25 protein-coding genes are annotated in these 25846 nt (G+C 73.9%); 14 read left to right on the forward strand and 11 right to left on the reverse strand.

What is annotated here, in order from left to right:
- Positions 1-23: 23 nt before the first annotated feature.
- The 4 genes from O7611_RS14915 (at position 24) to O7611_RS14930 (ending at position 4084) form a co-directional block, all read left to right on the forward strand.
- Positions 24-599, forward strand: coding sequence for a helix-turn-helix domain-containing protein (locus O7611_RS14915; protein ID WP_269697075.1), 576 nt, complete (start codon positions 24-26; stop codon positions 597-599).
- Complete coding sequence (locus tag O7611_RS14920) at positions 596-1876, forward strand: MFS transporter (RefSeq protein WP_194799350.1); 1281 nt, start codon at positions 596-598, stop codon at positions 1874-1876. Before O7611_RS14915 ends, O7611_RS14920 begins: the two co-directional genes overlap by 4 nt.
- Positions 1877-1991: 115 nt before the next feature.
- Positions 1992-3227: a ricin-type beta-trefoil lectin domain protein gene (locus O7611_RS14925; protein ID WP_194799349.1), complete on the forward strand. Its 1236-nt coding sequence runs from the start codon at positions 1992-1994 to the stop codon at positions 3225-3227.
- Between the two features lie 209 nt (positions 3228-3436).
- The gene (locus O7611_RS14930; protein WP_194799348.1) at positions 3437-4084 is read left to right on the forward strand and encodes a GNAT family N-acetyltransferase; all 648 of its coding nucleotides are present in this window, start codon (positions 3437-3439) and stop codon (positions 4082-4084) included.
- 30 nt (positions 4085-4114) lie between these two features.
- Here O7611_RS14930 and O7611_RS14935 read toward each other — a convergent pair whose 3' ends face one another.
- Positions 4115-9889, reverse strand: coding sequence for a TIR domain-containing protein (locus O7611_RS14935; RefSeq protein WP_194799347.1), 5775 nt, complete (start codon positions 9887-9889; stop codon positions 4115-4117).
- A gap of 108 nt (positions 9890-9997) precedes the next feature.
- Between O7611_RS14935 and O7611_RS14940 the strand changes: the two genes are divergently transcribed.
- The 3 genes from O7611_RS14940 to O7611_RS14950 are packed head-to-tail and all read left to right on the forward strand — an operon-like array spanning position 9998 to position 12519.
- Positions 9998-11230, forward strand: a complete 1233-nt coding sequence (locus tag O7611_RS14940; RefSeq protein WP_269697076.1) for an SLC13 family permease — start codon at positions 9998-10000, stop codon at positions 11228-11230.
- 10 nt (positions 11231-11240) lie between these two features.
- Entirely contained in the window at positions 11241-11564 is a 324-nt protein-coding gene (locus O7611_RS14945) for a nuclear transport factor 2 family protein (protein ID WP_194799345.1), read from the forward strand.
- Positions 11565-11619: 55 nt separating this feature from the next.
- Positions 11620-12519, forward strand: coding sequence for a GNAT family N-acetyltransferase (locus O7611_RS14950; protein ID WP_194799344.1), 900 nt, complete (start codon positions 11620-11622; stop codon positions 12517-12519).
- Here the strand turns inward: O7611_RS14950 and O7611_RS14955 are convergent.
- Positions 12459-13376: a helix-turn-helix domain-containing protein gene (locus O7611_RS14955; RefSeq protein ID WP_269697077.1), complete on the reverse strand. Its 918-nt coding sequence runs from the start codon at positions 13374-13376 to the stop codon at positions 12459-12461. The two genes, O7611_RS14950 and O7611_RS14955, sit on opposite strands and share 61 nt — an antisense overlap.
- Positions 13377-13513: 137 nt before the next feature.
- Between O7611_RS14955 and O7611_RS14960 the strand changes: the two genes are divergently transcribed.
- Positions 13514-14197: an SDR family NAD(P)-dependent oxidoreductase gene (locus O7611_RS14960; protein WP_194799342.1), complete on the forward strand. Its 684-nt coding sequence runs from the start codon at positions 13514-13516 to the stop codon at positions 14195-14197.
- 8 nt (positions 14198-14205) lie between these two features.
- On the opposite strand, the gene sigJ is transcribed toward O7611_RS14960, so the two are convergent.
- On the reverse strand, positions 14206-15072 hold the full coding sequence (gene sigJ, locus O7611_RS14965) for an RNA polymerase sigma factor SigJ (RefSeq protein WP_269697078.1): 867 nt from the start codon (positions 15070-15072) through the stop codon (positions 14206-14208).
- 139 nt (positions 15073-15211) lie between these two features.
- Between sigJ and O7611_RS14970 the strand changes: the two genes are divergently transcribed.
- On the forward strand, positions 15212-15988 hold the full coding sequence (locus O7611_RS14970) for an SDR family oxidoreductase (protein WP_194799340.1): 777 nt from the start codon (positions 15212-15214) through the stop codon (positions 15986-15988).
- A gap of 14 nt (positions 15989-16002) precedes the next feature.
- On the opposite strand, the gene O7611_RS14975 is transcribed toward O7611_RS14970, so the two are convergent.
- From O7611_RS14975 to O7611_RS15000, 6 genes are all read right to left on the reverse strand, one after another.
- Positions 16003-16413: a VOC family protein gene (locus O7611_RS14975; protein ID WP_194799339.1), complete on the reverse strand. Its 411-nt coding sequence runs from the start codon at positions 16411-16413 to the stop codon at positions 16003-16005.
- Between the two features lie 24 nt (positions 16414-16437).
- Positions 16438-17340, reverse strand: a complete 903-nt coding sequence (locus O7611_RS14980) for an inositol monophosphatase family protein (protein WP_013286528.1) — start codon at positions 17338-17340, stop codon at positions 16438-16440.
- Between the two features lie 15 nt (positions 17341-17355).
- The gene (locus O7611_RS14985) at positions 17356-18009 is read right to left on the reverse strand and encodes a hypothetical protein (protein ID WP_194799338.1); all 654 of its coding nucleotides are present in this window, start codon (positions 18007-18009) and stop codon (positions 17356-17358) included.
- Positions 18006-19007, reverse strand: coding sequence for a hypothetical protein (locus O7611_RS14990; protein WP_091418084.1), 1002 nt, complete (start codon positions 19005-19007; stop codon positions 18006-18008). The genes O7611_RS14985 and O7611_RS14990 overlap by 4 nt, the downstream gene beginning before the upstream one ends.
- 55 nt (positions 19008-19062) lie before the next feature.
- On the reverse strand, positions 19063-19839 hold the full coding sequence (locus O7611_RS14995; RefSeq protein ID WP_269697079.1) for a methyltransferase domain-containing protein: 777 nt from the start codon (positions 19837-19839) through the stop codon (positions 19063-19065).
- A gap of 110 nt (positions 19840-19949) precedes the next feature.
- Positions 19950-20912: a TolB family protein gene (locus O7611_RS15000; protein WP_269697080.1), complete on the reverse strand. Its 963-nt coding sequence runs from the start codon at positions 20910-20912 to the stop codon at positions 19950-19952.
- A gap of 139 nt (positions 20913-21051) precedes the next feature.
- On the opposite strand from O7611_RS15000, the gene O7611_RS15005 reads away from it, so the two are divergent.
- From O7611_RS15005 to O7611_RS15025, 5 genes are all read left to right on the forward strand, one after another.
- Complete coding sequence (locus tag O7611_RS15005; protein ID WP_135240342.1) at positions 21052-21645, forward strand: HD domain-containing protein; 594 nt, start codon at positions 21052-21054, stop codon at positions 21643-21645.
- A gap of 82 nt (positions 21646-21727) precedes the next feature.
- A complete protein-coding gene (locus tag O7611_RS15010; protein ID WP_194799335.1) occupies positions 21728-22369 on the forward strand; it encodes a dihydrofolate reductase family protein in 642 nt (213 codons plus the stop codon).
- A 31-nt stretch (positions 22370-22400) separates the two neighbouring features.
- Positions 22401-22880 (forward strand): DUF2975 domain-containing protein, encoded by a 480-nt coding sequence (locus tag O7611_RS15015; protein ID WP_135240344.1) that lies wholly within the window; start codon positions 22401-22403, stop codon positions 22878-22880.
- Entirely contained in the window at positions 22880-23098 is a 219-nt protein-coding gene (locus O7611_RS15020; protein ID WP_013476639.1) for a helix-turn-helix domain-containing protein, read from the forward strand. The genes O7611_RS15015 and O7611_RS15020 overlap by 1 nt, the downstream gene beginning before the upstream one ends.
- Positions 23095-23259, forward strand: a complete 165-nt coding sequence (locus O7611_RS15025; protein ID WP_269697081.1) for a hypothetical protein — start codon at positions 23095-23097, stop codon at positions 23257-23259. The genes O7611_RS15020 and O7611_RS15025 overlap by 4 nt, the downstream gene beginning before the upstream one ends.
- A gap of 32 nt (positions 23260-23291) precedes the next feature.
- Here the strand turns inward: O7611_RS15025 and O7611_RS15030 are convergent, their stop codons facing one another.
- Entirely contained in the window at positions 23292-24491 is a 1200-nt protein-coding gene (locus O7611_RS15030; protein WP_269697082.1) for an RtcB family protein, read from the reverse strand.
- 371 nt (positions 24492-24862) lie between these two features.
- Positions 24863-25765, reverse strand: a complete 903-nt coding sequence (locus tag O7611_RS15035; protein ID WP_269697083.1) for an IS5 family transposase — start codon at positions 25763-25765, stop codon at positions 24863-24865.
- Positions 25766-25846 lie beyond the last annotated feature (81 nt).

Here is a 25846-nt window from a genome sequence, read left to right on the forward strand (position 1 = left end):
TCTTGTAGGTCTAGCCTGGCGTCATGACTGACGGAACCGGCAACCGGCGCGTGAGCGACCCGCGAGCCATGCGGGCGCTGGCCCACCCCACCCGGCTGCGGCTGCTCGGCGAGCTGCGCCTGCGCGGCCCGCAGACGGTCGGCATGCTGAGCGAGCGGACCGGGGAGGCGATCGGGTCGGTCAGCTACCACGTCGGCAAGCTGGCCGAGCACGGCTTCGTGGCCGAGGCGCCCGAGCTGGCCCGGGACCGGCGCGAGCGGTGGTGGCGAGCCGCGCACGCCACCACCGACTGGGATCCCCTCGAACTGCTCGACGACCCGGAGCGCCGGCTCGCCGGCAACATGCTGCGCCAGGCCGCCATGCAGCGCTACGTGGCCCGCTACCAGGCGTACCTGGACTCCGAGGCGAGCCTCGACCCGGCCTGGGTACGCGGCACCACCAGCAGCGACATCGTGCTGCGCCTGACGCCGGAGGAACTGGTCGAACTGCGCGACGAGTTGTCCGCACTGGGCCGGCGCTGGCAGGAGCGCGGCGCGCCCGGCCGGCCCGGCGCCGAGATGGTCACGCTCATCTGGCAGGCGTACCGGGGGCCGCAGTGACCCGCGACCGCCGGCCCCTGGCCGGACTGCTGATCGGGCACGCCGTCTCGCTGACCGGCAACGTGCTCACGCTCATCGCACTGCCGCTCTACGTGCTGGCCGAGACCGGCTCACCCGCCGCCACCGGGCTCGCCGGGGCGTTCGCCACCGCGCCGGTGGTGCTCGGCGGCGCGTTCGGCGGCGTCCTCGTCGACCGGATCGGCTACCGGCGCTCCAGCGTGCTCGCCGACGTGATCTCCGGCGTGACGATCGCCGCCGTACCCCTGTTGCACGCCACCGTCGGCCTGCCGTTCCCGGCGCTGCTTGCCCTGGTCTTCGCCAGCGGCCTGCTCGACACGCCGGGGCAGACCGCGCGCACGGCGTTGCTGCCGGAGGCCGCGGCGGCGGCCGGGGTGCCCATCGAGCGGGCGGTCGGCTGGGCGGAGGCGACCTCGCGCGGCGCCCGGATGATCGGCGCGCCGGTGGCCGGCCTGCTGGTCGGCGTGTTCGGCGCGCTGCCGGTGCTGGCGGTGGACGCGGTGACGTTCGCCGTGTCGGCGCTCGTGGTGGCGCTGCTGGTGCCGCGCGGCCTGAGCCCGTCCGGCGAGGAGAGCGAGCCGGAGACCGGCGGCTACTGGCGGCAGTTCGCCGCCGGGCTGCGCTTCCTGGTCCGCGAGCCGCTGCTGCGCGCGATGGTCCTGCTGGTGCTGGTGACCAACCTGTTCGACGCGGCCAAGAGCCAGGTGCTGCTGCCGGTGGTCGCCGACCGGGAACTCGGCGGACCGGCCGCGTTCGGCCTGCTGGTGGGTGTCATGGGCGGCGGGGCGCTGGTGGGCTCGCTGGTGTTCAGCGCGATCGGGCACCGGCTGCCCCGCCGGGCCACGTTCGTCACCGCGTACGTACTGTGCGGCGCACCCCCACTGTGGGCGCTCGCCGCCGCGCCGCCGCTGCCGGTGGTGGTAGCCGTGGTCGCGGTGGCCGGGCTGGCCGCCGGCTCGCTCAATCCGCTGATGGGCGCCGTCGAACTGGAGCGCGTGCCGCCCGCCATGCGGGCCCGGGTGTACGGGGTGATCGGCGCGGGCGCGTGGGCGGCGATGCCGGCCGGCGCGGTCGGCGCGGGATTCGCCGCGGACCGGTTCGGCCCCACGTCCACGCTCGTCGTGATGGGCGCCTGCTATCTGCTGGTGGTGCTGACGCCGCTGCTGGGCGGCCCGTGGCGGGACATGCGCCGGCCCACTGTGGTGCGGCAACGCGACCCGGAGCCCACATCGGAGCGACAGCGGGAAACGCTCTCTTGACATCGACCGACTTCGTTCATACCTTCATCGAAGTCTATCTGTATGGTTTGTTAACCGTTGGGCGGGGCCGGCCGCCGTGACGGGGAACGGCCACCGCCCCCGCAGGAGGCGCCCCGTGCGCACCATCCGTACCCTCGCCGCCCTGACGGTGACAGCGGTCGGTCTCACCGCCGCCCTCGCCGCCGTCCCCAGCACCCCGGCCGCCGCCGCCCCCGGCGCGGTCACCTGGTCCGACGACTTCAACGGCCCAGCCGGCGCCGCCCCCGACGCGAGCAAGTGGCGCTACGACATCGGTGGCGGCGGCTGGGGCAACAACGAGCTGCAGTACTACACCAACAGCACCCGCAACGCCGCGCTCGACGGCAACGGCAACCTGGTCATCACCGCCCGCAAGGAGAACCCGTCCGGCTACTCGTGCTGGTACGGAAGCTGCCAGTACACCTCGGCCCGGCTGCTCACAAACGGCACGTTCGCCCAGGCGTACGGGCGGTTCGAGGCGCGCATCAAGGTCCCGCGTGGTCAGGGGCTGTGGCCGGCGTTCTGGATGCTCGGCAACGACATCGGCACGAACCCGTGGCCCGGCAGCGGCGAGATCGACATCATGGAGAACGTCGGCTACGCGCCGTCGACCGTCTGGGGCACGCTGCACGGTCCCGGCTACTCCGGCGGCAGCGGCGTCGGCGCGTCCACCTCGCTACCAGGCGGCCAGGCGCTCGCCGACGCCTTCCACACGTTCGCGGTGGACTGGGCGCCGGACTCGATCACCTGGTACCTCGACGGCGTGGCGTACTCGCGCAAGACGCCCGCCGACATCGGCGGCAACCGCTGGGTCTTCGACCACCCGTTCTTCATGATCATGAACGTGGCGGTCGGCGGTAACTGGCCCGGATCGCCGGACGGCAGCACCACGTTCCCGCAGACCATGACCATCGACTACGTCCGGGTGCAGGCGTGGGACAACGGTGGCGGGGGCACCGGCGGGCAGATCGCCGGGTACGGGAACAAGTGCGTCGACGTGGCGAGCGCCGGCACCGCGAACGGCACAGCGGTGCAGCTGTGGACCTGCAACGGCACCGCCGCCCAGCGCTGGACCTGGAACGCCGACGGCTCGGTACGCGCGCTCGGCAAGTGCCTCGACGTGGCCGCCGGATCGACGGCGAGCGGCGCCAAGGTGCAGCTCTACGACTGCAACGGCACCGGCGCGCAGAAGTGGGTGTTCAGCGCGGCCGGGGACATCGTGAACCCCCAGGCGAACAAGTGCCTGGACGCCACCGGTCCCAGCTCGGCCGACGGCACCCGGCTGCAGATCTGGGACTGCACCGGCGCCGCCAACCAGAAATGGCGCCGCTGACCGGCGTCCCGCCCCGCCACCCCTCCCCCGCGATCTTGCACTTTCGGCCCGAGCGGTGACGCGAATGTCCCATTCGCCCGGGCACAAACTGCAAGATCGCGAGGGCTGACCGCCTCGCCGGGGGCACGAATGGCGTTGCGGGCTGGGATACCGTGAGGTCCGTTTCGCTCCCGCGAGACCAGGTCATCGATCCCCTGGGAAGCGCCATCATGGATGAACCGACCGGCGCGCTGCCGTCGACGAGCGGGTTCACGCCGGAGCCGATCTCCACCGCACGGCTGGACCTGCTGCCCCTGGCCGTCGAGCACGCCCGGGAGATGGCCGCCGCCCTCGCCGACCCGGCGCTGCACACGTTCATCGGCGGCGAGCCCGCTTCCCCCGCGGCGCTGCGGGCCCGCTACGAACGGCTGGTCGCCGGCTCCCCCGACCCGGCCGAGTCGTGGTGCAACTGGGTGATCCGGCTCCGGGACGACGGCCGGCTGGCCGGCTTCGTCCAGGCCACGGTCACCGGGCCACACGAGCCGGTGACGGACGCCGCCACGGCGGGCGCGCGGGCAGTCGGGCACCGGCACCTCGACGAGGCGACACCGGCCACCGCGGGACCGGTCGCGGAGATCGCATGGGTGGTGGGAACACAGTGGCAGGGCCGCGGGATCGCCACCGAGGCCGCCCGTGGGATGGCCGGCTGGCTGGGCCGGCGCGGTGTGCGTACCCTCGTGGCCCACGTCCATCCCGACCACCGCGCGTCGGCGGCGGTGGCCACGGCCTGCGGCCTGGCTCCCACCGACGTGTGGCAGGACGGCGAGGTCCGCTGGACCGGACCGGCTGCCCCGCCTCCCCCGCCTGCCCGGGGTTGACCAAGGGGTTCGTGTCGGAGACGGCGGGGATCAGAAGGGGGCGTCCACCGACAGGCGGCGGACCTGGGTCAGGTAGGGGTCCAGTTCGCCCACCTCGAAGCGGCACGTGCCGATGACGTGCCAGAACTGGCCGCCCGGGTCGCCGTCCAGCTTGTACCGGCCGTCCGGGCTGACCGCCGCCCACCCGTCGGGCAGGCCGATGAGCGTGGTCCGCAACTGGGCGTGCTCCGGGTCGGCCACGTCCCACAGCCGTACCGTGCCGTCGTCACCGGCGCTGGCGAGCAGGCTGCTGTCCGGGCTGAAGTGCACCGACCAGACGCGCCGGGTGTGTGCCGCAAGGGTGCCGTGCAGCCGGCCGGTGACCGGATCCCACAGCCGGATCACCAGGTCGTCGCCGGCGGTGGCGAGCAGGTTGCCGTCCGGGCTGAACGCGCAGGACCAGAGCCGCCCGTCGTGTTCGGTGAGCACGAGGCGCCGCTCGCCGGTGACCGCGTCCCAGACCACCGCCGTGCCGTCGTTGCCGGCGCTGGCGAGCAGCGTGCCCTCGCTGTTGAAGCCGACCGAGTAGACCCGGTCGGTGTGGTGTTCGAGGGTGAGCCGGCAGGTGGCGGTGGCGGCGTCCCAGAGCCGTACCGTCTGGTCGTCGCAGCCGGTGGCGATGGTCTCGCCGTCGGGGCTGAACGCGACGGTGCGCACGCGCCCCCGGTGCGGGGTGAGCGTGGCGAAGTGGCGGCCGGTACGGCGGTACCAGAGGCGCACCGTGTCGTCGTCGTTCGCGGTGGCGAGGGCGTCGCCGTCGGGGCTGAACGCGACCGCCCACACGTGGTCGGTGTCCACGTTGAGTTCCCGCTCGTCGGCGCCCGTGTCGGTGTTCCACAGATGCACGCCGCCGTCGCCGCTGGGCGTGGCCACCAGCGGCTCGTCGGGGCAGAACACCACCGACAGCAGCCGGTCGGCCGGGCTGGCGAGCTGCCGCAGCAGGCGGCCGGTACGCGGCTCCCAGAGGCGGATGACGCCGTCGTTGCCGCAGGCGGCCAGCACCTCGCCGTCGTCGCGGAAGGACAGCGCGGTGACCTTGCGGCCGTGCCCGCGCAGCGTGTGCTGGAGCTGCCCGCTGCGGACGTCCCACAGCCGGGTGGTGCCGTCGTTGCTGCTGGTCGCCACCTGGTTCTGGTCCGGCCGCCAGACCACCGGCCACACCGAGCCGCGGTGCCGGGTCAGCTCGTGCCGCACCTGCCCGTCGTCGGTGTCCCAGAGCTGGATCGCGCCGTCGCTGGCGGCGGTGGCGAGCAGGCTGCCGTCGCCGTTGAACCGGACGCTGTAGATCGCGCCGCGCTGCCGGCCGAGCACCCGCACCGGCCGGCCCGTCTCGGTCTCCCACAGCCGCAGCGCGCCGTGCGTGTCGCCGGTCGCCATCAGCGTGCCGTCGGGGTGGATGTCGAGGGCGTACACGTCGGCCTCGTGGCCGCGCGGCGCGCGCAGCAGCTCACCGTCGGTGGCCCGGCGGATCCAGATGCGGCCGTGCTGCCCGACGGCGGCCAGCAGCCGGCCGTCCGGTGAGTGCACGACCCGGTAGACCACCTCGGGCTCCTGCACCTCGAACGCCAGCTTGCCGGTCGGGATGTCCCACCCACGGACCGTGCCGGCGCTGTCGGCCACCACCACACGCCGTCCGTCCGGGCTGAACGAGGTGCCCCAGATCGGCGCGGAGTGGCCGGGCCACTCGTGGCGCAGCCGGGCGCCGCGGGTGTCGTAGAGCCGCACCACGCCCGCGGCGTCGCCGACCACCAGGCGGCCGCGGCGGCCGTCGGTGAGCAGCGGCCACACCCAGCCGGTGAACACGTCCTCGATGACGTGCCGCACGTCGCCGTGGTCGGCGTCCCACAGCCGTACGGTGAGGTCGGCCGAGCCGGTGACGAGCTGGTGGGACGCGGCGTCGTAGCGGACCGCGTACACCCGGGACCGATGTCCCTGGAGCGTGCGTACCGGCAGCCCGGTGGCGGTGTCGCAGAGCAGCACACCGCCGTCGTCGCTGCCGACGGCGAGCACCGCGCCGTCCGGGCTGTACGCCACCGGCACCGGCAGCCGGCCCACCTCGAAGCCGTACCCGACGCCCACGGCGGGCGGGGCGAGGCCCGGCGCGACCGGCCGGCCCGGTGCGACGACGGCGCCGCGCAGTTCCGGGGCGCGCAGCAGCGCCGGGTCGGCGCTGACGTCGATCAGCGCGGTGCGGTGCCAGCTGCTGCCGGCCACGCGCGCGCCCCGCAGGTCGGTCCGGAACAGCCGGGCACCGGCCATCTCCGCGTCGCGCAGGTCCGCCCCGGCGAGGCGGGCCTGGTCCAGCCGGGCGCCGCGCAGCCGGGCGTGCTCCAGCCGCGCCTCGGTCAGGTTGGTGGCGATCAGCCGCGCGTCGGTCAGGTCGGCGCCGGTCAGGTCGGCGCCGGCGAGTTCGCGGTGCGACAGGTCCTCGCCGCGCAGCACCGCGCCGCGCAGGTCGGCCCGGTCCGGCAGGCGCAGCCGAGCGGACAGCCGCAGCGCGTTGGCGCGCAGCGTCTCCCCTGCCGACTCGTCACCGAGCACCCGCGCGGTCCACGCGGTGCAGCGGGCCGGGTCGGCGAGGTCGCCGAGGAACTCCACCGCGAGCGCGGACAGCGACCGTACCGCCAGCGCGCCCGGCTCCTCGCCCCTGTTGATCTGCTCGGCCACCCCCTCGGCGACGAGCCACTCCATCACCGAGGTGTGGATGAACCCGAACAGCCCGTCGTCGGTACGGACGAGCAGGCTGCCCGCGCCGACCGCGTGCGCCGCCTGCGGGCCGGACAGCCGCGAGTCGGCCCGGCCGGCGAGCCGGCCGGTGGACTCGGCCAGCTCGGCCAGGCGCAGGTACGCCTCGCCGCTCTCCCACAGCTGGAACGCCAGCCGGCTCACCGCCTGCCACAGCTCGGGCCGGCGCAGGCTCACCGGCGCGCCCGGGATGCCCTGGGTGCGGCGCTCCTCGAAGTCCAGCCAGGACTCCAGGATCTCCCGGTACAGCGCGGCGGCGCTGAACGTGCCGCCCGCCCCGGCCACGGCGGCGAGCCGCCCCTCGTCCAGGTTGGCGATGAAGCCGAGCATGCGGGGGTTGCGGGAGAGCCCGAGCAGGTCCTTCACGCCGGCGAGCAGGTCCATCCGCTCGCGGGCGGCCCGCTCGTCGCCGCCGTACCGGTTGCGCAGGAACGCCTCGATCTGCCCGGGGGTGAAGTCCTCCACGGCGAGTACGCGGCGGTGCGGCAGCAGGCCGACCCGCTCGCCGAGCGCGGTCAGCACCTGCGAGTTGGTCTTGAAGTGCTGGGTCCGGCTGCTCACCACGATCTTCGCGTTGCCCTCGGCGGCTTGGAGCAGCGTCTCCAGGTGGTCGGCCGCCCGGTCGTAGGTCACCCGGGCCACCAGCTCGTCGAAGCCGTCGAACAACAGCACGATGCGGCCCTGGCGCAGCATGTAGCGGAACGCCTTGAGGTCGATGACCTGCTCGCCGTGGTTGGCCAGGTGCGCGGCGACCAGGCCGTCCACGGAGTGCGCCTTGTCCAGCGCCCGCAGCTCGACCAGGATCGGGATCAGGTCCGGCGCGGCGGTGGGCAGCCGCCGGGCCACCTCCCGCAACGCGAACGTCTTGCCCCGGCCGAAGTCACCGAGCACCAGCACGAACCGGCCGTCCGGCGCGGACACGGTCTCCAGCAGCTCGTCCACCACGTCGTCGCGGACGCGCTGGTCGGCGCCGACGAGGTGGCGGTAGCGCTGCGGCACGTACTGCCCGGGCGGGTAGAGCCGGTCGGCCTGGAGCCGGGCGGTCTGCGCGGCGACGTACTCGCGCAGGTCGAGCAGGCCCTGGAACTCGGTCAGGTGCAGCACGCGTACGCCCCGGCGCTGCGCCTCCTCGGCCAGCCCGCGCGGCACCCGGTCGCCGTCGTAGACCAGCTCGGAGGCGATGTCCGGGTCGGTGGCGTGCACCCGCCGGGCGAAGACGTCCACGTCGGCGGCGGTGGGGGTGCCCACGTGCGCGCCGACGCGCTGCTGGCGGACCACCCCGTCGGAGCGGTAGCTGATGTACAGGTGCGGCGGGTCGGTGCCGACGCGGCGTACCACCACCCGGTCGTAGCGGGCCTCGCAGACCTCGGCTAGCCGGTCCAGCAGCCGCTGCACCGGGGCGACCGGCGCGGCGGCCACCGCCGCGCCCTGGGTGGCCCCCTCGACGGCGGCCGGGCGGCGCGGGTCGGGCACCTGCGCCGGGCCGGACGCGCCGAAGGTGGCCTCCGCGTGCGGCCAGGACACGGCGGTGACAGTGCCGCCGTCGAGCCGGTCGTCGCGGCCGAGCACCCAGCGGGTCATCCCGTCGCCGCCGAGCCGCAGCACCTGCGCCCGGCCGTCGCGGGGCGCGGCGGCCAGCGGCACCACCGGGTCGACCCGGGCCGACGGCGCGGCGTCGGAGAGCAGCAGGTTGAGCATCGGGCCGACCAGCCGGTTGACCGAGCCGCGGTCGCGCAGCGACACCGGGTCCGGGGGCACCTCGTCGGCGTACGGGCTGCGCGCCCCCGGCGCGTGCGCCATCGCGCCCAGCCGCAGCCAGCCGGACTGCTGGTAGTGGCGCAGCCGCTGGGCGAACCAGCTGGACTGCGCCTCGCCGAGGAAGCCGTACCGGTCCTCCTCGCGGTGGGTGATGGCGATGGTGGAGTTCAGCCCGGCCACCACCACCCGCAGGTCGGGTACCGGGAACAGTGTCCAGGGCTGCTCGCTGTCGAAGATCCGGTCGTCGAGCCCCTGGTAGAGGTCGTCGAACAGGCGCGCGTAGTGCCGCCACTTCGGCCAGTACGGCGGCTGCGGGTCGACGTCGTCGGCCTCACAGGTGGCGAAGTACGCGCGGCACGCGGCCATCGTCACGTCGCGCGGGCCGGGCACCACGACGAGGCGGTGCGGTTCCAGCCCGAGCAGCACCCGCAGGCCGGTGAGGAAGCTCAGCGCGTCGGAGAACTCGCGCGGGCTGCCCGACTCGGTGAGGTTGCCGGCGACGACGAGCAGGTCCGGCCGGGGCACGCCGTCGTTCATCAGCAGCGTGAGGTCGCCCATCAGGTGTTCCTGCACCTCACCCGGGGTGACCGGCGCGCCGGGGGTGATCACGCCCCGGCCGAAGCGCGGCCCGGCGACCTGGAGCACGGTGACGGTGTCCCGGGTGGTCGGTGGCGCCACCGCGGCGGGCGGGAACGGCGGCGGGTTGATCGGGGTACGCCGGGCGCGGCGGGGCGCGGGCGCGCCGGCGGCCGGCGCGGCGAGCACCCCGTGCGGGTCGGCCGGGTGGTGCGGGAACGCCGGCTGCCGCATCGGCTTGGCGCGGCCGTCGAGCGCCTCCCGGATCCGGTCGAGCACCCGGTTGCGGGCCTGCACCGGGTCGTCCACGCCGACCAGGTCCACATAGGTGATGGTGGCGAGGAGGCCGTCGATCGGGCAGTCCTCGACTCGTACCGTGACGAGCTTGTTGCCGGTGCCGTCCGGGTCGGCGCGCAGCGCGGCCTGCCACTCCAGCTTGCCGTACGTGGAGTGCAGGTAGCGTTCGGACAGCACCGCCACGACCACCTCGGCCTCGCGGACGCCGCGGTCCATGAAGTCGATGAAGTTGGTGCCGGCGACGAAGTCCCACGCCTGCAGCAGCGTGCGATAGCCGGCCGCCTCGAACTCCCACGCCAGCCACGTGGCCCAGCGTTCGTCGGCCGGTGAGTAGCTGATGAAGAAATCGATGGGTCGGTCGGACCGGGTGGGGTGCGCGCCTACAACCACATGGTCATTATGGCCACCGACGGTCAACAGATCGACACCCTCGGCAGCCCGGTTCGCGACCGCGTCGGGCTCCTGCCTCCGCACCGGCGTGTGGGAGGATCATCCCTCGTGGAGACCCCCGGCGATCCGCCGAACGCCGTGCCCGACCGCTCCCGCTGGGGCCGCCTGCACGTGCTGGACTGGATCGCGATCGGGCTCGCAGTGCTCGGCGTGGTGTTCGTGCTCACCGGGCTGCTGCCCCGCGCCGACGCCGAGGGCACGATGCGCCGGATCATCCCGATCCTGATCTTCCTCGGCACGGTCGTGGTGCTGGCCGAGCTGACCGCCGTGGCCGGGGTGTTCGACGCGCTCGCGACCCGGGTGGCGGTGACCGCGCGGGGCAGTTTCCGGGCCCTGTTCTGGCTCTGCGTCGGCTTCGCCTCGGTGACCACCATCGCGCTCAACCTGGACACCACGGCGGTGCTGCTCACGCCGGTGATGATCGCGCTGGCCCGGGCGCTGAACGTGCCGCCGACGCCGCTGGCGATGACCACCGTGTGGCTGGCGAACACGGCGAGCCTGCTGCTGCCGGTGTCCAACCTGACGAACATCCTGGCCAGCGACCGGGTCGACCTGGACCCGGTGCCGTGGGCGGCCCGGATGTGGTGGCCGCAGCTGGTGGCCGTGGCGGTGACCGCGCTGCTGCTCTGGTGGTGGTACTGGCGTCCGGCGCGCGCCGGGGCCGACCCGTTCGTCCCGCCGCCGTCGTACGTGCCGCCGGACCGGGTGCTCTACCGCACCGCGCTCGCCGCCTGCCTGCTGTTCGTCGCCGGGATCCTCGCCGGGGTGGAGATCGGCATCGCCTCGGGGGTGGCCGCCGCGATCCTGGTCGCCGGCTTCGCGGTGCGGGCCCGGCACCGGCTGCGGCTCGCGCTGGTGCCGTGGCGGCTGCTGGTCTTCGTGACCGGGCTGTTCCTGGTGGTGCAGACCATCGGCCGGCACGGCCTGGACACGGTGATGGGCACGCTCATCGGCACCGACCCGGGCGCGGAGGGGGCGCTGCGGGCGGGCGCGGTCGGCGCGCTGTTCAGCAACGTGGTGAACAACCTGCCCGCGTACCTGGCCGGCGAGGCGGTGATCGCGGCCGACCGGCACACCCAGTTGCTGGCGCTGCTGATCGGCACGAACGTGGGCCCGCTGGCCACGCCGTGGGCGTCGCTGGCCACACTGATCTGGTACGAGCGCTGCCGGGCCGCCGGGGTGGCCGTACCGCTGGGCCGGTTCGTGGCCACCAGCGCCGCGCTCGCCGTGCTCGCCACCGCCGCCACCGTGACGGCGCTTCTTGTCGGTCCCGGTGCCTAGCATCGCGACCATGAGCAACGCACCCGAGATCGTCCGCCGCTACTTCGCGCTCGCCGGCCAGGCCGACAAGGAGCCCTACCTCGCGCTGTTCGCCGACGACGCGGTGGTCGAGGACGAGGGACGCACCCACCGCGGCATCGACGAGATCCGCGCCTGGCGCAGCGGCACGCCGCTGGTGTCGTACGAGATCACCGACGTGGAGCAGACGCCGGCCGGGACCGTGGTGACGGCCACGATCAGCGGCGACTTCCCCGGCAGCCCGTTCGCCGGGCTGCGGTTCCGGTTCGAGGAGTACGACGACACCCGCATCCGCCGGCTGCGCATCGCCCCCTGAGCCGGGGCGGGAAAACCGGTACGGCCCGATCCCGGCCGGTGGCTACCGTGCCCACATGACCGCCGCGCCCACGCTGCACTTCTGCACCGACCCGGGCGAGTTCCTCGACGCCGCCGAGGCGTACCTGGCCGCCGACCCGGTGATCAACACGGTCGTCGCCAGCGTGACGCGCCGGATGGCGGCCCGCCGCGCCGAGGGCGTCGCGCTGCCCGAGGACGACTGGTGGCTGGTGGTGCGGGACGGCTCCGGGGCGGTGGTGGGCGCCGCGATGCGTACCGCGCCGTCCCCACCGCGACCGCCGTTCCTGCTGCCGATGCCACGGGAAGCAGCCGTGGCGCTGGCCCGGGCGTGGCACCGGCGCGGCGAGCGGGTCCGCGCGGTGAACGGCGCGCTCCCCGCCGCGCGCGCCTGCGCCGACGAGGTCGCACGCCTCGAGGGCGGGCGGGTCGCTGTGGCCCAGCACACCCGGCTGCACCTGCTCGGCCACCTGACGCCGCCCGCACCGGTGCCCGGCGCGCTGCGGAGCGCCACCGTCGACGACGCCGACCTGGTCGCCGCGTGGTTCGGCGCGTTCATGGCCGATGCCGACGAGCAGGCGGGCCGTCCGCGCGGGACGAGCGCCCACGAGGCGCCCGACCACGCCGAACTGCTGCACCGGATCCGGGACGGGCGGGTCTGGTTCTGGACCGACGGGTCGGGTGCTCCGGTACACCTGACCGCCGCCAACCCGACGTCGTTCGGCGTGGCCCGCGTCGGCCCGGTCTACACGCCACCCGAGCAGCGCGGGCGCGGCTGGGCCGGAAACGCCGTCGCCGAGGTCAGCCGGCTGCTCACCGCCGAGGGCGCACGGGTGTGCCTGTTCACCGACCAGGCCAACCCGGTGTCGAACCGGCTCTACGCCCGGCTCGGTTTCCGGCCGGTGGTCGACATGGCCAACCTGGTCGTCGCCGGCTGATCCGGGCGCCTCACGCCCCGGCCCGCTGGAGCGTCCGGCGCGTCGAGCGTCGCGGACGCCAGCAGCGCCAGCTTCTCGGCGTCGCCGGACCCGGCCTCCGGGTGGAAGACCACGAGCATCAGCGTCTCGGCGCCGCCGATGGCCAGCCGCTCCCGGTTGAGGGTCAGCTCCCCGAGCTGCGGGTGCCGCATCCGGATCGGCCCGCCGCTCTGTCCGCGTACCTCGTGCCGGGCCCAGAGCTGGCGGAACCGGGCGCTGGCGAGCGCCAGCTCCCCGGTGAGCTCGATGAACCGGGGGTCGTCCACGTCGGTGCCGACCGCCTGCCGCAGGTTCGCGACGAGGCATTCGGTGAGGTCCTGCCAGTCCGGGTAGCGGGCCTGCTCGGCCGGGTCCAGGAACATGTCCCGGAGCTGGTTGCCTCCGACGGCGAGCCGGGGCGACAGCGCGCGGGCGAGCGCGTTCGAGGCCAGGATGTCGAAGTACCGCCCCTCGATGTACGCGGGCTGGGCGAGTGAGTCCAGGAGCTTGAGCGCGCCCGGCGGCGGTGTCTCCCTCGGCGACCGGCGGCGCCGCCGGGGCTGCTCCGCGACGAGCGTCAGCAGGTGGGCGAGGTGGTCGTCGTCGAGGCGCAGCACCCGGGCGATCGACTCCAGCACCTGCACCGACGGGCGGCGGTCCCGGCCCCGCTCCAGCCGCAGGTAGTAGTCGGCGCTGATGCCGGCCAGCATGGCGACCTCCTCGCGCCGCAACCCGGGCACCCGCCGCACTCCCCCGTCCGGGATGCCCGCCTGCCGCGGGGTCACCAGTTCCCGCCGCGCCCGCAGGTACGCGCCGAGCGCGTTCGTCGTCTCGCTCACCGGACCACCGTACGGCGCGGCGACGCCCTCAGAGGGGGCCCTGTCAGGACCCCGGTCCGACAGGGCTCTGGCCGGTGCGGACGGCCGTTCGTAGCGTTCCCCGCGGCCAGTCCGGCCCACGTACCGCGAGGAGAGACATGACCGTCACACTGATCACCGGCGCCAACAGGGGCATCGGTTTCGAGACCGCCCGGCAGCTGCTCGACCTGGGCCACGTCGTGTACGTCGGCGCCCGGGACGTCGAACGGGGCGAGACGGCCGCGGCGACGCTCGGCGCGCGCTTCGTGCAGCTCGACGTGACCGACGACGCCTCGGTCACCGCCGCGCTGGCCGCGATCGACGCGGCCGAGGGCCGGCTCGACGTGCTCGTGCACAACGCGGGAGTGCTCGACGAGGCCGTCAGCGGCCCGACCGCCCTGCGTGTCTTCGACACCAACGCGGTGGGCGTCGTCCGGGTCACCGAGGCGGCGCTGCCCCTGCTGCGCCGGTCGCCGAACCCCACAGTGGTCACGGTGTCCAGCAGCGCCGGGTCCTTCTGGGCGACGACCAACCCGCAGCGCCCGGAGTACGGCATGCCGGCCCTGCTCTACGCCTCGTCCAAGGCGGCGGCCACCATGCTGACCCTCCAGTACGCCAAGGCGAACCCGGGCATCCGGTTCAACGCGGTCGAGCCCGGCTTCACCGACACCGACATGACCGCCGCGATGGCCGGCGGCCGGTCGCCGCGGGACAGCGCCCGGGTGATCGTACGGCTGGCGACGCCGGACGCGGACGGCCCGACCGGGACGTTGCAGGACGAGCACGGCGAGCTGCCCTGGTAGGACGCGGCTCAGCCGGCGAGGCCCAGCGCGGCCAGCCGGTGCGGGTCGGCGATCACGTCCACCGCCGCGATCCGGCCGCCGGTGACGGTGAACGCCATCACCGACAGCGGGCGGTCCCCGGCGCTCACCAGCACCCCGGCGGCGCCGTTGACGAGCACCGGCCGGGCGTGCGGGAAGAGCCGGCCGAACGTGGTCGCCTGCGCCGCCACGGTCGTCGCGCCGGTGAGCACGACCGTGTGGCGGGCGCGGGCGGTCCCGGCGTCGGAGCGCAGCACCACATCCGGGTGCAGCACCGCGATCAGCGCGTCGAGGTCGCCGTCGCGGGCGGCGGCGAGGAAGGCGTCCACCACCGCCCGCTGCCGGGTCAGGTCGGGATCGGGGGTGGGCGCCTGTCCGCGTACCCGGCGGCGGGCCCGGCTGGCGAGTTGCCGGGCCGCCGCCGGTGAGCGGTCGACGAGCGGGCCGATCTCGTCGAACGGCACGCCGAACATGTCGTGCAGCACGAACGCGAGCCGCTCGGCCGGGGTCAGCGTGTCCAGCACCACCAGCAGCGCCAGGCCCACCGAGTCGGCGAGCACCGCGGCGTGCGCCGGGTCGTCGGCGCCGGTCTCCACCACCGGGTCGGGCAGGCGTACGTCGAGGGGGTCCTCCCGGCGGGCGGCGCGGGACCGCAGCGTGTTGAGGCTGACCCGGGCGACCACAGTGGTGAGCCAGGCGTCCAGGTTGTCCACCGAGGCCGCGTCGGTACGGGACAACCGCAGCCAGGTCTCCTGCACCGCGTCCTCGGCGTCGGTGAGCGACCCGAGCAGCCGGTACGCCACCGCGCGCAACCGCTGCCGCTCCCGCTCGAACCGTTCCGCCAGCCCGGTGTCCATCACCTGAGCCTCCCCTCCCACACGCCGTCTCGACCCGCACCGGGTCACCGATGTGACCAGACGTGACGGCTGTCACATCCGTCACGTCGGCGGGCCGGCGCGGGTCGACGTGACAGCGCAGGCGACGGAAGGCGACACGATGAACAAACAGATCCTGGTCACCGGCGGCACCGGCACGATCGGCCGGCACGTCGTACCGCTGCTGCGCGCCTCCGGGCACCCCGTGCGGGTGCTCAGCCGGCGCGGCGGGCGGTCCGGCGACGGCGTCACCCATGTGACCGCCGACCTGCTCGGCGGCGCCGACCTCGGCCCCGCCCTGCGCGGGGTGTCCACGGTGCTGCACCTGGCCGGCGGCGCGAAGGGCGACGACCGCGCCACCGTACACCTGGCCCGCGCCGCGCACCGGGCCGGTGTGGCGCACCTGGTGCACATCTCGGTGACCGGCGCCGACCGGGTGCCGCTGGCCTGGATCCGGTCCAAGCTCGACGCCGAGCGCGCGGTGACGGACTCCGGCGTCCCGTGGACGGTGTTGCGCGCAGCGCAGGTGCACGACCTGGTGCTGACCATGCTGACGGCGATGGCCCGGCTGCCCGTGGTGCCGGTGCCGGGCGGGCTGCGGTTGCAGCCTGTCGACGCCGCCGAGGTGGCGGCCCGGCTGGCCGAGTTGACGCTGGGCGCACCGGCCGGGCTGGTGCCGGACCTGGCCGGGCCGGGCACCCACGGCATCGGCGAGCTGCTGACCGGCTACCTGACCGTCACCGGGAAGCGCCGGGCCCGGCTGCCGGTACGCATCCCCGGGCGAGCCGGCCGCGCGTACCGGGACGGCGCGAACCTCGCCCGGCCCGGTGCGGCGAGAGGCGTGCGGACCTGGGCCGACTTCCTGGCCGAGCGGGCGCCGTCGCGGCCGGTCAGCTGACGCGCTGCGGCAATTCAGGCGTCGGCGGCACGCGTGACGGGATGGAACTGCTCGAACATGACCTCGTAGCCGTCCGGGTCGAGCCCGTAGAAGATCCGCGCCCAGCCCACGTCCTCCGGCTCCAGCGTCACCGGCAGCCCTTCGTCGCGCCACAGCGCGTACGTGGCGTCCAGGTCGGCGGTGGGCACGGTGAGCACGACACCGAGCCCCGGCGGCCCGGCCTTGACCTCGCGTTCCCGCTCCGCGTTGTGGTGCCCGTGGCGGTGCAGGTCGGACAGGATCAGCCAGGTGTGGCCGAACGTGAGGTAGCGCAGGTTCGGCTGATCCGCGTTCGGGATCTCCTTGAAGCCGAGTCGCAGGTAGAGCCGGTGGGAACGGTCCAGGTCACGGACCCGGAGCCCGAGCTTGAGCTGTCTGGCGGCCATCCGGCCGAGGCTAGCCGACCCGGGTCACCAGCCCACCGAACCGAGGCCGACCGGGGTGAGGCGGCGCACCTGCGGCTCGATCCACTGTGCCGCGGTGACCAGCTTGACCAGCCGGTCGATGGTCTCCGGCGGCCCGGCCACGAAGCTGCGCCGGTCCGCCGGGCAGCCGTACCTGTCGTCGAACGTGCCGCCGTCGAGCGCGCGTACCGCCATGCCGGCCTCGACGGCGAGCAGCATCCCGGCGGGCAGATCGACCGCCTCGGGGCGGTAGCCGACGATGCCGTCGATGTCGCCGCGGGCCAGCATCACCCAGGACAGCAGCGGCGCCCACAGTTGCAGCACCCGGCGTGCGCTGGTGTCCAGCACCACCTTCAGCGCCCGGGCGGTGCTGTCGTCCCGGCGTACCTCGTGCCCCTGGGTCCAGGCCAGCACGGGCGCGGACGGGACCGGACGCTGCGCGGCGCGCAGCGGCCGCGCGGCCGGGCCGGACGCGTGCACGAACGCGCCCCGGCCGCGCACCGCCGACCAGGTACGGCCGGCGACCGGGTCGTGCACCACGCCGAGCACCGGCGAGCCGTTGTCGCACAGGGCGATCCCGACCACGTACGCGGGCAGCCCGATCGCCACGTTGTTCGTGCCGTCGAGCGGGTCGACGAGCCACGCCCAGGCGGTGTCCGGGGCGTACTCGCCGCCCTCCTCGGCGATCACGCCGTGCTCCGGCCAGCGGGCCCGGATCCGGTCGACGATCAGCCGCTCGGCGGCCAGGTCGAGGTCGGTCACCAGGTCACCGGTGTCGTTCTTGGCCCGGGCGTGCACCTCCCCCCGGGTGCCCCGGCGCAGCAGTCGGCCCGCCGCCTGCGCGGCCTCCACCGCGAACCGGTGCGCGTCGCGCAGGTCGGGCCCGCCTCTGCTCGGCTCCACGTCCATGGCTCCTCCAGCCAGTCAGCCCCGTGCCACAAGTCGCGCGATCTGCCGCGCCATCCGCGCGGTCTCCGCCGCGTCGCAGCGGTCCCGGCGAACCCGGTGGCTGCGCCCGTCCACCGCGCCGAGGCTCAGGTCGCACGCGCCGGGAGTGGTCCGGCCGAGCGCCACAGTCACCGCCGGCTCACCGGCGTCGACCTCCGAGGTGTGGAAACCGCCGGCGCGCAGCGCGTACGAGTCGCCTGCGGAGTGCGTCTCCACCGTCGCGGTCATCGCGGTCACCAGCCGGTCGGTGGCGGCCATCTCGTCCACCTCGCCGAGGCTGTGCACCTCGTAGATCCGCCAGGCCGGGTCGGCCGGCGCGTCGTCGACCTCGATCAGCTCGTTGCGGACGGTGCCGTGCAGCACGTGGCTGAGCAGGTCCCAGCTGTGCGAGTGCATGGTGGACGTGGTCGGGCGAACCGGCGGCGGGTCGGCCGGCCAGGCGTGCACGCAGATGCCGTCCGGGCCGTCGCGTTCCACCGGCAGGCAGGTGAAGCCGAGCGGATGCCGGACCGCGCGCAGCGGCCGACGCCCTTCGGCGACGTCGCCGAGCACGTCCAGCACCCAGCCGCGCAGCATCTCCGGCCGGGTGCCCCGGTCGATCTCCCGTTCGAGGTCGGCGTAACTGGTCATGAGTAGGGGTTCCTCGCCTGGACGGCCTTGCCGATGATGTCGGCGACCTCACGGTCGCCGAAGGACCGGGGCAGCGTCAGGCCGAGGGCGGTGAACAACCGCCGTACCTGCTCGACCGACGGCTCGTCGTCGAGCTTGACCTGGGCCGCCGCCTCGATCGGCACGCGCCGGCTCTGCCGGCGGCTGTAGTCCAGCTCGATGTTGAAACGGTTGTAGTAGACCTCGCCGCGGTCGATGCGCAGCGCGGGCGTCTGCGGGTTCTCCTGGGTGATGACGACGCAGGACGAGGAGAGGTCGTAGCGGAACGTGGTCATCTGCGCGGAGAGCCGGACGTCGACGGTGAGCAGGCCGGACCGCTGCAGGTGCCAGCAGGCGGCCAGCACCGTCGCGTACGACTCCTTGCGGGTGCGGTCGACGGTCCACGGTTCGCCCGGCGCGTCCGGGTCGAGGCTGCGCCGGAACCGCGCGTACCGTTCGCAGACCTCCTCGTCGGTCGGATCGATGATCTCGATCGCGACGGTGAGCGTGGCGTTGCGCCGCCGGGCGTGTTCCAGGCAGTCCGGCAGCGTGACCGCGCGCAGGAAGGTGCCGGTGCCGCCCTTGAAGCTCCACTGGTCGGTGTGCCGCCGCGCCTCGGCCAGCGCCTGCCCGACCTCGCTGCCGTGCAGCACGCGCACCATCGAGACACTGTCGATGGCCTCGCGGGCCCGGTTCAGCGCGCCTTCCGGCCCAGTGATCTCCTGCATCTGCGGGACCAGGTCGGTCAGCCGGTCACGGGTGTCCGAGATGACCTGACGGACCTCCCGCTCGGTGGTGCGCCGGCGCAGCCGGTCGCGCAGCATCGCCTGCGCGAGCAGGCCCAGGACCAGCAGGATCGCGCTGTTGACGACCTCCTGGTCGACCGCGTTGGTGAGGCCGAGCACGGACACCGTGAGCGCCAGGACGAGGCCGATGAACGCGTCGAGATTGGTCACGACCCAGGCGAGCAGGCGCGTCATGACATCCCCCGGTCGACGACGGAACCTCCATGATAGCCCGCTGTCAATGTCGCCATCACACCCTGTTTCGGGCCGGTGGCGGTCCGCCCTGCCGGCGGGCGGCGCAGATCAGCGAACCGCCCAGGCCGGGCGCGGCGCGGGCCAGCCGGCGCGAGGTCACCCACCGGCCGCCCGGCAGCCGCCAGCCGACCTCGTTCGAGCGCAGCGCCACCGGCGTGAACCCGGCCCGGCGCAGCGTCCGGCGCAGCAGCGAGGCGGTGAACGGGCGGATGTGCAGCCACAGGTACGGATGCAGCGGGTCGACCTGGCGCGGCGCCCGGCCGGCGAGAAACGCCAGCCGGTCCTGCACCGGCGCCAGGTTCGGGGTGGTGAGCACCAGCAGGCCGCCGGGCGCCAGCACCCGGTGGCACTCCCGCAGCAGCGCCAGCGGGTCGTACACGTGCTCGATCAGCTCCCCGGCGAGCAGCCCGGCGAAGCTGCCCGCCCGGAACGGCAGCCCACGGGTGGCGTCCAGGCAGACCGGCAGCGCCCGTCCGCAGGCCGCCGCGCGAGCAGTGCGCAGCGCCGTCTCGGCCGTGTCGGCGAGCACCACCGGGCCGGGCAGCGCAGCCGGGTCGAGCATGCCGCGCGGCCCGCAGCCCAGTTCCAGCACCGGCCCGCGGCCGGTCACCCCCTCGGCCATCAGCCGGGCCGCGACCGCGCGGCGCACCCGGTGGTACGGGTCGTCGACGTACCCGTCGACCTCGGCGCCGTCGTGGTAGCGGCGGTGGTTGGCGTGCCTGCCGTGCGCCTGCGCGCGGTGCGACGACGTCCCGGTCGGCGGCTCGGCCATCACCCCTCCACAGCGGACGCCGGCCCCGTCGGCGGCGTCCGCTCCAAGCCTCGCACCGGTCGCGCCCGGCGGCGCGCACATCCGTCGCCGGATGTGCGCGCGGCGGTACGTCAGATCGCCCGCGCCCAGTCCAGCCGGGTGCTGTCGTCGTACTCGTCGCCGGGGATCCACCACTGCTCGCCGAAGCCACTGGTGGACACGATGATGTTGCCGCCGTCCGGGTACTCGTTCTCCGGCGGGATCGACAGCGCGGCGCAGTAGCGGCCGTCCGGGGAGAACACCGGCGACAGGTAGAACCGGGGCTCGTCGGTGAGCTTCTTCAGCCCGGTGCCGCCGATGCGCACCGACGCCAGCGACTGGTTGTAGACCTCCCGGTCCAGGTGCCAGCGGTTGGTGCAGAAGACGACGCGCCCGGAGTCGGGCATGAAGACCGGCGAGATGAACATCTCGCCCGCCACCGGCGTGTAGACGGGCCGCACCGTGCCGGTCGCGAGTTCCAGCACCCGCAGTTGCCAGCCCTGCGAACGGCTACGCCACTTCACGACGATCATCGAGCCGTCCCGGGACCAGTCCGGGTCCCTCATGGAATGCCCCTCGACCAGCACGCGGGTGGCGCCGGTGACCACGTCCACAGCGATCAGCCGGTCGTCGTCCTGCCCGGTGACGAGCGCGATCTCGGAGCCGTCCGGTGACCAGGTCGGCGCGCCGTAGCGGACACCGAACGGGTCGGCGAGCAGAGTGCGCTTCTGGCCGGTGACCCGGTCGTACACGGCCACGAACGGCTCGAGCGTGCCGTCGCCCGAGCGCGCCGTGTTGACCCAGGCCACGTACCGGCCGTCCGGCGAAGCCTTCGCGTGGTCCCCGTTGGGCAGCAGCTCCCGCGGCGTGGTCCGGCCCGGGTCGACCTGGAGCACACCCCAGCCGACGCTGACCAGCCACGACCCGTTCACCGCGTCGGCGGCGGACACCGGTGCGGCGGACGCGGCGGAGGGCGCGGCTGCCAGCCCGGTCGCGGCGGCGAGCCCGGTCAGCGCGGCGGTACGCAGCAGGGCACGACGATTCAGTGCGGTCATTCGACAACCCCCGTGAGAGACGTGGCCCCAACCCTCCCGAGTGGATCGACGCACCGGAATCGGACGAGCGGCCGCTTCACGTTCGGCTGCTCGTCCATCACCGCCGGTGAGCCCGGAGCGGCCCGGTACGCTCGCCCCGATGACCTCCGACGCGCTGCACCGCGCCCTCACCGAGGCGGGCGACCCGCCGCTGCTCCCGCTCCCGGGCGTGGCGGTCGAGCTGCTGGCCGCGCTGGCCGCCCCGCCGCGCCTCGGCGCGCACCTGCGGCTGGTGCACGACGTCGCCTGGCACCTGACCGCCGCGTTCGCCGACCGCTTCGCCGCGGTGCCGTTCGACAGGCAGGCGGTGCTGTTCGGCGCCGCCGTGCACGACCTGGGCAAGGTCGAGCATCCCGGCGAGCTGACCGGTCCGGGGTCGGCGCACGAGGAGGCGGGCTACCAGTTGCTGCTGCGCTTCGGCGTACCGGAGGAGCGGGCCCGTTTCGCCGTCACCCACGCCGCCTGGCACTCCCCCGGCGTGCAGCTGGAGGACCTGATGGTCAGCCTCGCCGACAAGGTGTGGAAGGGCCGCCGGGTCACCGACCTGGAGCAACTCGTGGTCGACCGGCTCGCCGGCATCACCGGCCAGGAACGCTGGCAGACGTTCCTGGACCTCGACGACGTGCTCGCCGAGCTGGCCGCCGGCGCGGACCGCCGGCTGGCGTTCCAGGCCGAACATCCGGTGTACGGCTGACGCCGGACCGACGGCGGCGATGAGTCCGGCACCGGCCGGTGGTCTGCCCTGAGTCGGTGTTCTCCGATCTCCGGGAGGAAACATGAGCACAAGCGAAGCGCGGGGCCGGGTACGGGCGTTCGTCACCGTGTCCCTGGACGGCTACGTCACCGGTCCGGACGACCACGCCGGCCAGGGGCTCGGTGTCGGCGGCGAGCGGCTGCACCACTGGGTGATGGGTGGGCCGTGGACCTACGACACGCCACGCGAACCCGGCACCGGCATGACCGGTGCGGACCGCGCGTACTTCGACGAGCTGCTGGCGGGCGTCGGCGCCGCGCTGTGCGGCCGAGGCATGTACGACGCCGCCGGCGCGTGGGGCGGCCGCAACCCGTTCGAGGCGCCCCTGGTCGTGCTCACCCACCGCACCGCCGACCAGCCCGACCCGGACGCCGGCTTCCTCATGGTCGACGGGTTCGACGCGGCGCTGGCGGCGGCCCGGCGCACGGCCGGTGACGGCGCGGTGGTCATCGGCGGGGGCGCCGACGTGATCCGGCAGGCGCTCGCGGCCGGCGTGGTCGACGAGCTGGGCCTGTCCACCGCGCCGGTGATCCTCGGCCGCGGGAAGCGGCTGTTCGAGGGCTTCGACCGGGACGTCGACCTGGAGATCCGCGCCGTGCACCATTCGCGCCACGCCGTGCACGTCCGCTACGCCGTCGGCCGCCACGCGAGCGATACCGATTGACTTTCGATAGGTTCCGCGCGATAGTCGATGCATGCTTACGGCGCAACGCGCGGTCACACCACTCCGCGCCTTCCTGGTCCTGCTGTTCGCGATCCTGGTGCTGTTCCAGACCATGTCGCTGCCCGGGCAGTTCGCGCACATGGCGCGCGAGAACCCGGACATGGCGTACCTGCGGTGGCCCGCCACCGCGGTGACGATCTTCTGGGTGCTGTGCGTGCAGGTGGTGATCGTCTGCACCTGGCACCTGCTCACCCTGGTCAAACGCGACCGCATCTTCACCGAGGCGTCCCTGGGCTGGGTCGACGGGATCGTCTGGGCGGTCGCCGCCGCCTGGGTGGTGCTGGTCGGTGTGTTCCTCTACGTCGGCTTCAACGCCGACGACCCGGGCCTGCCGCTGCTGCTGTTCCTGCTGGTCACCGGCGTCAGCGTGCTGGGGCTGCTGATGGTCGTGCTGCGCGCGCTGCTGCGCCAGGCCACCACGCTGCGCACCGACATGGAAGCGGTGATCTGATGCCGATCGTCGTGCGCATCGACGTCGAACTGGCCAAGCGCAAGATGAGTGTCGGCGAGTTCGCCGAACGCGTCGGGCTCACCCCGGCCAACGTCGCCGTGCTCAAGAACGGCCGCGCCAAGGCCGTCCGGTTCAGCACCCTGGAGGCCATGTGCCGGGTGCTCGACTGCCAGCCCGGCGACCTGCTCGAATGGGTCGCCGACGAGGAGGAGCGATGAGATACCTGGCCGCCGTCGTCGCCCTGCTCGCCGTCGCGCTCGGCGTCGCCGGCTTCGTGTACGGAGAGGCCGACGACTCCCCCGGCCTGCAGCTCCTGTCCGCGCTGCTCGTCATCGGCGCGGTCGCCATCGGCGTACGCGTCGCCCGGCGTACCCGATAGGGCCGGCGCCCCCTCGACGCCGGCCCTGCCACTCAGCCCTTCACGCAGACGACCTGCTTGAGGTGGGCGACCACCTCGACCAGGTCGTCCTGCTGGGCCATCACCTCGGTGATGTCCTTGTACGCGCCGGGGATCTCGTCGACCACACCGGCGTCCTTGCGGCACTCCACCCCGGCGGTCTGCGCGGCCAGGTCCGCCGTGCTGTACGTCCGCTTCGCCTGCCCCCGCGACATCCGCCGCCCGGCGCCGTGCGACGCCGAGCAGTACGCGTCCAGGTTCCCCTTGCCGCGCACGATGTACGAGCCGGTGCCCATCGAGCCGGGGATGATGCCCAGGTCCCCCTTGCCGGCCCGGATCGCGCCCTTGCGGGTCACCAGCACGTCCACCCCGTCGTAGCTCTCCTCCGCCACGTAGTTGTGGTGGCAGGAGATCGGCTCGTCGTAGCCGACGTGTGGGAACGCCTCCCGGACCACCTGGCTCAGCAGCGCGAGCATGACCGCCCGGTTGCGGCGGGCGTACTCCTGCGCCCACCACAGGTCCCGCCGGTACGCCTCCATCTCCGGCGTGCCGGCGAGGAACACCGCGAGGTCCCGGTCCGGCAGGTCGGTGTTGTGCGGCAGCCCTCGAGCCACCGCCATGTGCCGCTCGGCCAGTTCCTTGCCGATGTTGCGGGAGCCGGAGTGCAGCATCAGCCAGACCCGGCCGTCGTCCGGGCCGCCCTGCTCCAGGCAGACCTCGATGAAGTGGTTGCCGCCGCCGAGCGTTCCGAGCTGACGCTGCGCCCGCGTCTGGAGCTGGGCCACCTTCCGGTCCAGCGTGCCGAACCGCCGCCAGAAGTCGTCCCAGCCCGCCTGCTCCAGGCCCCGGATCCGGCGCGGATCGACAGCGTCGTCGCGCATCGCGAAGCCGACCGGGATCGCCGCCTCGATCGCCGACCGCAGCGGCGCGAGGTCGTCGGGCAGGTCGGCGGCGGTCAGCGAGGTGCGCACCGCGGACATGCCGCAGCCGATGTCCACGCCGACCGCGGCCGGCGACACGGCCTGCCGCATCGCGATCACCGAGCCGACAGTGGCGCCCTTGCCGAAGTGCACGTCCGGCATCACCGCGACGCCCTGCACCCACGGCAGTGCGCCGATGTTGCGCAGCTGCCGGGCCGCCTGCGCCTCGATCGCGTACGGGTCGGTCCAGACCCGGACCGGTGCCCGGGTACCAGCCAGCGGGGTGAAACCCATCGTCGTCTCCTTGTTCGTGTCCGTCCTGGACAGGTGCCCCGGACACGGAGAACCGCCCGGCTCCGGTGTCGGGGCGGGCGGTTCGCGCGGATCGTCGCGCCGGCGCTAGACGCGCCACCACCCGGGTTGCCACTGCCGTCGCCGGCCCGTGCCCGATTCGGACAGCAGGACACCGGCGCGCGGCGCTTGCCGCTCGGCGCGGGTGCGGTTCTGCTGCGACACGGCAGGCTCCCTGGTGGATCGGATCGACGTTGCCCGTTCACCGTACGGGCGCCGCACACGGGCAGCAACGCGATATTCCTTCGCGCACGGATGAGCGGCGCAGGCGCGACGTGATGAGCGCCGGGCGGGTCCGGCGGCTAGCCCGTGTTTCATAAGGCTCGGAGGTACTGGTTGATGGCGGCGATGGTCAGGGTGGCTTCGTAGCGCACGGCGAGTTTGTCGTAGCGGGTGGCCATGGCGCGGTGTTGTTTGAGCTGGTTGATGCCGCACTCCACGGCGTGGCGTCGGCGGTAGGTGTCAGGGTTGAAGGCGGGTGGCCGGCCGCCGCGGGAGCCTTTGGCTCGGCGGTGGGCGTCTTGGTCGGTCTTGCTCGGGATGCAGGCCTTGATTCGCCGTCGGCGCAGATAGGCACGGTTGGCCTTGGACGTGTAGGCCCGGTCCGCCAGAACCTGCTGCGGGCGAGTCCGGGGCCGGCCGGGACCGCAGCGGGTAACTCGGATGCGGTCGAGGACTGTGGTGAACTGCGGGCTGTCACCGCGATGCCCGGCCGTGACGACGGTGGCCAGAACCTTGCGGCCCTGTTCGCAGGCAAGGTGAGTCTTGGTGGTCCACCCGCCCCGCGAACGGCCCAGCGCATGATCCGCGGGCTCGGCGTAGATCCCGCCCGGTGGTTCTTTCTGCCGGTCGCCGTCACGACGGGCACCGGCGGCGTGTTGATGGGCGCGGCTGATCGTGGAGTCGACGCTGACGGTCCAGTCGATCCGCCCGGCCGCATCGGCGGCAGCTTGCAGCCCGGCCAGGATCCGGGCCCAGGTGCCATCACGCTGCCACCGGCGGAACCACCGATACAGCGTCTGCCACGGGGCGTAGTTCGCGGGCACGTCACGCCATGGCGCACCGGTACGTACCCGCCAGCGTATGCCGTCGATGATCTGTCGCCTGGTCCACTTGCACGGCCTTCCCCGCGACGATTCCGCAGGCAGCAACGGGCACAGGTGCTGCCACTGGATGTCGCTGAGGTCATGCCGCGCCGCCGCCGCTAGGCTGGCCACGAGGTCTCCGGTATTCAGGTTTGCTTGGTCGCTAACCCACTTACCGGAGACCTCTTCAGTTATCGATCACCGCCACGCCGT

Source organism: Micromonospora sp. WMMC273, assembly GCF_027460285.1.
Taxonomy (GTDB): domain Bacteria; phylum Actinomycetota; class Actinomycetes; order Mycobacteriales; family Micromonosporaceae; genus Micromonospora; species Micromonospora aurantiaca.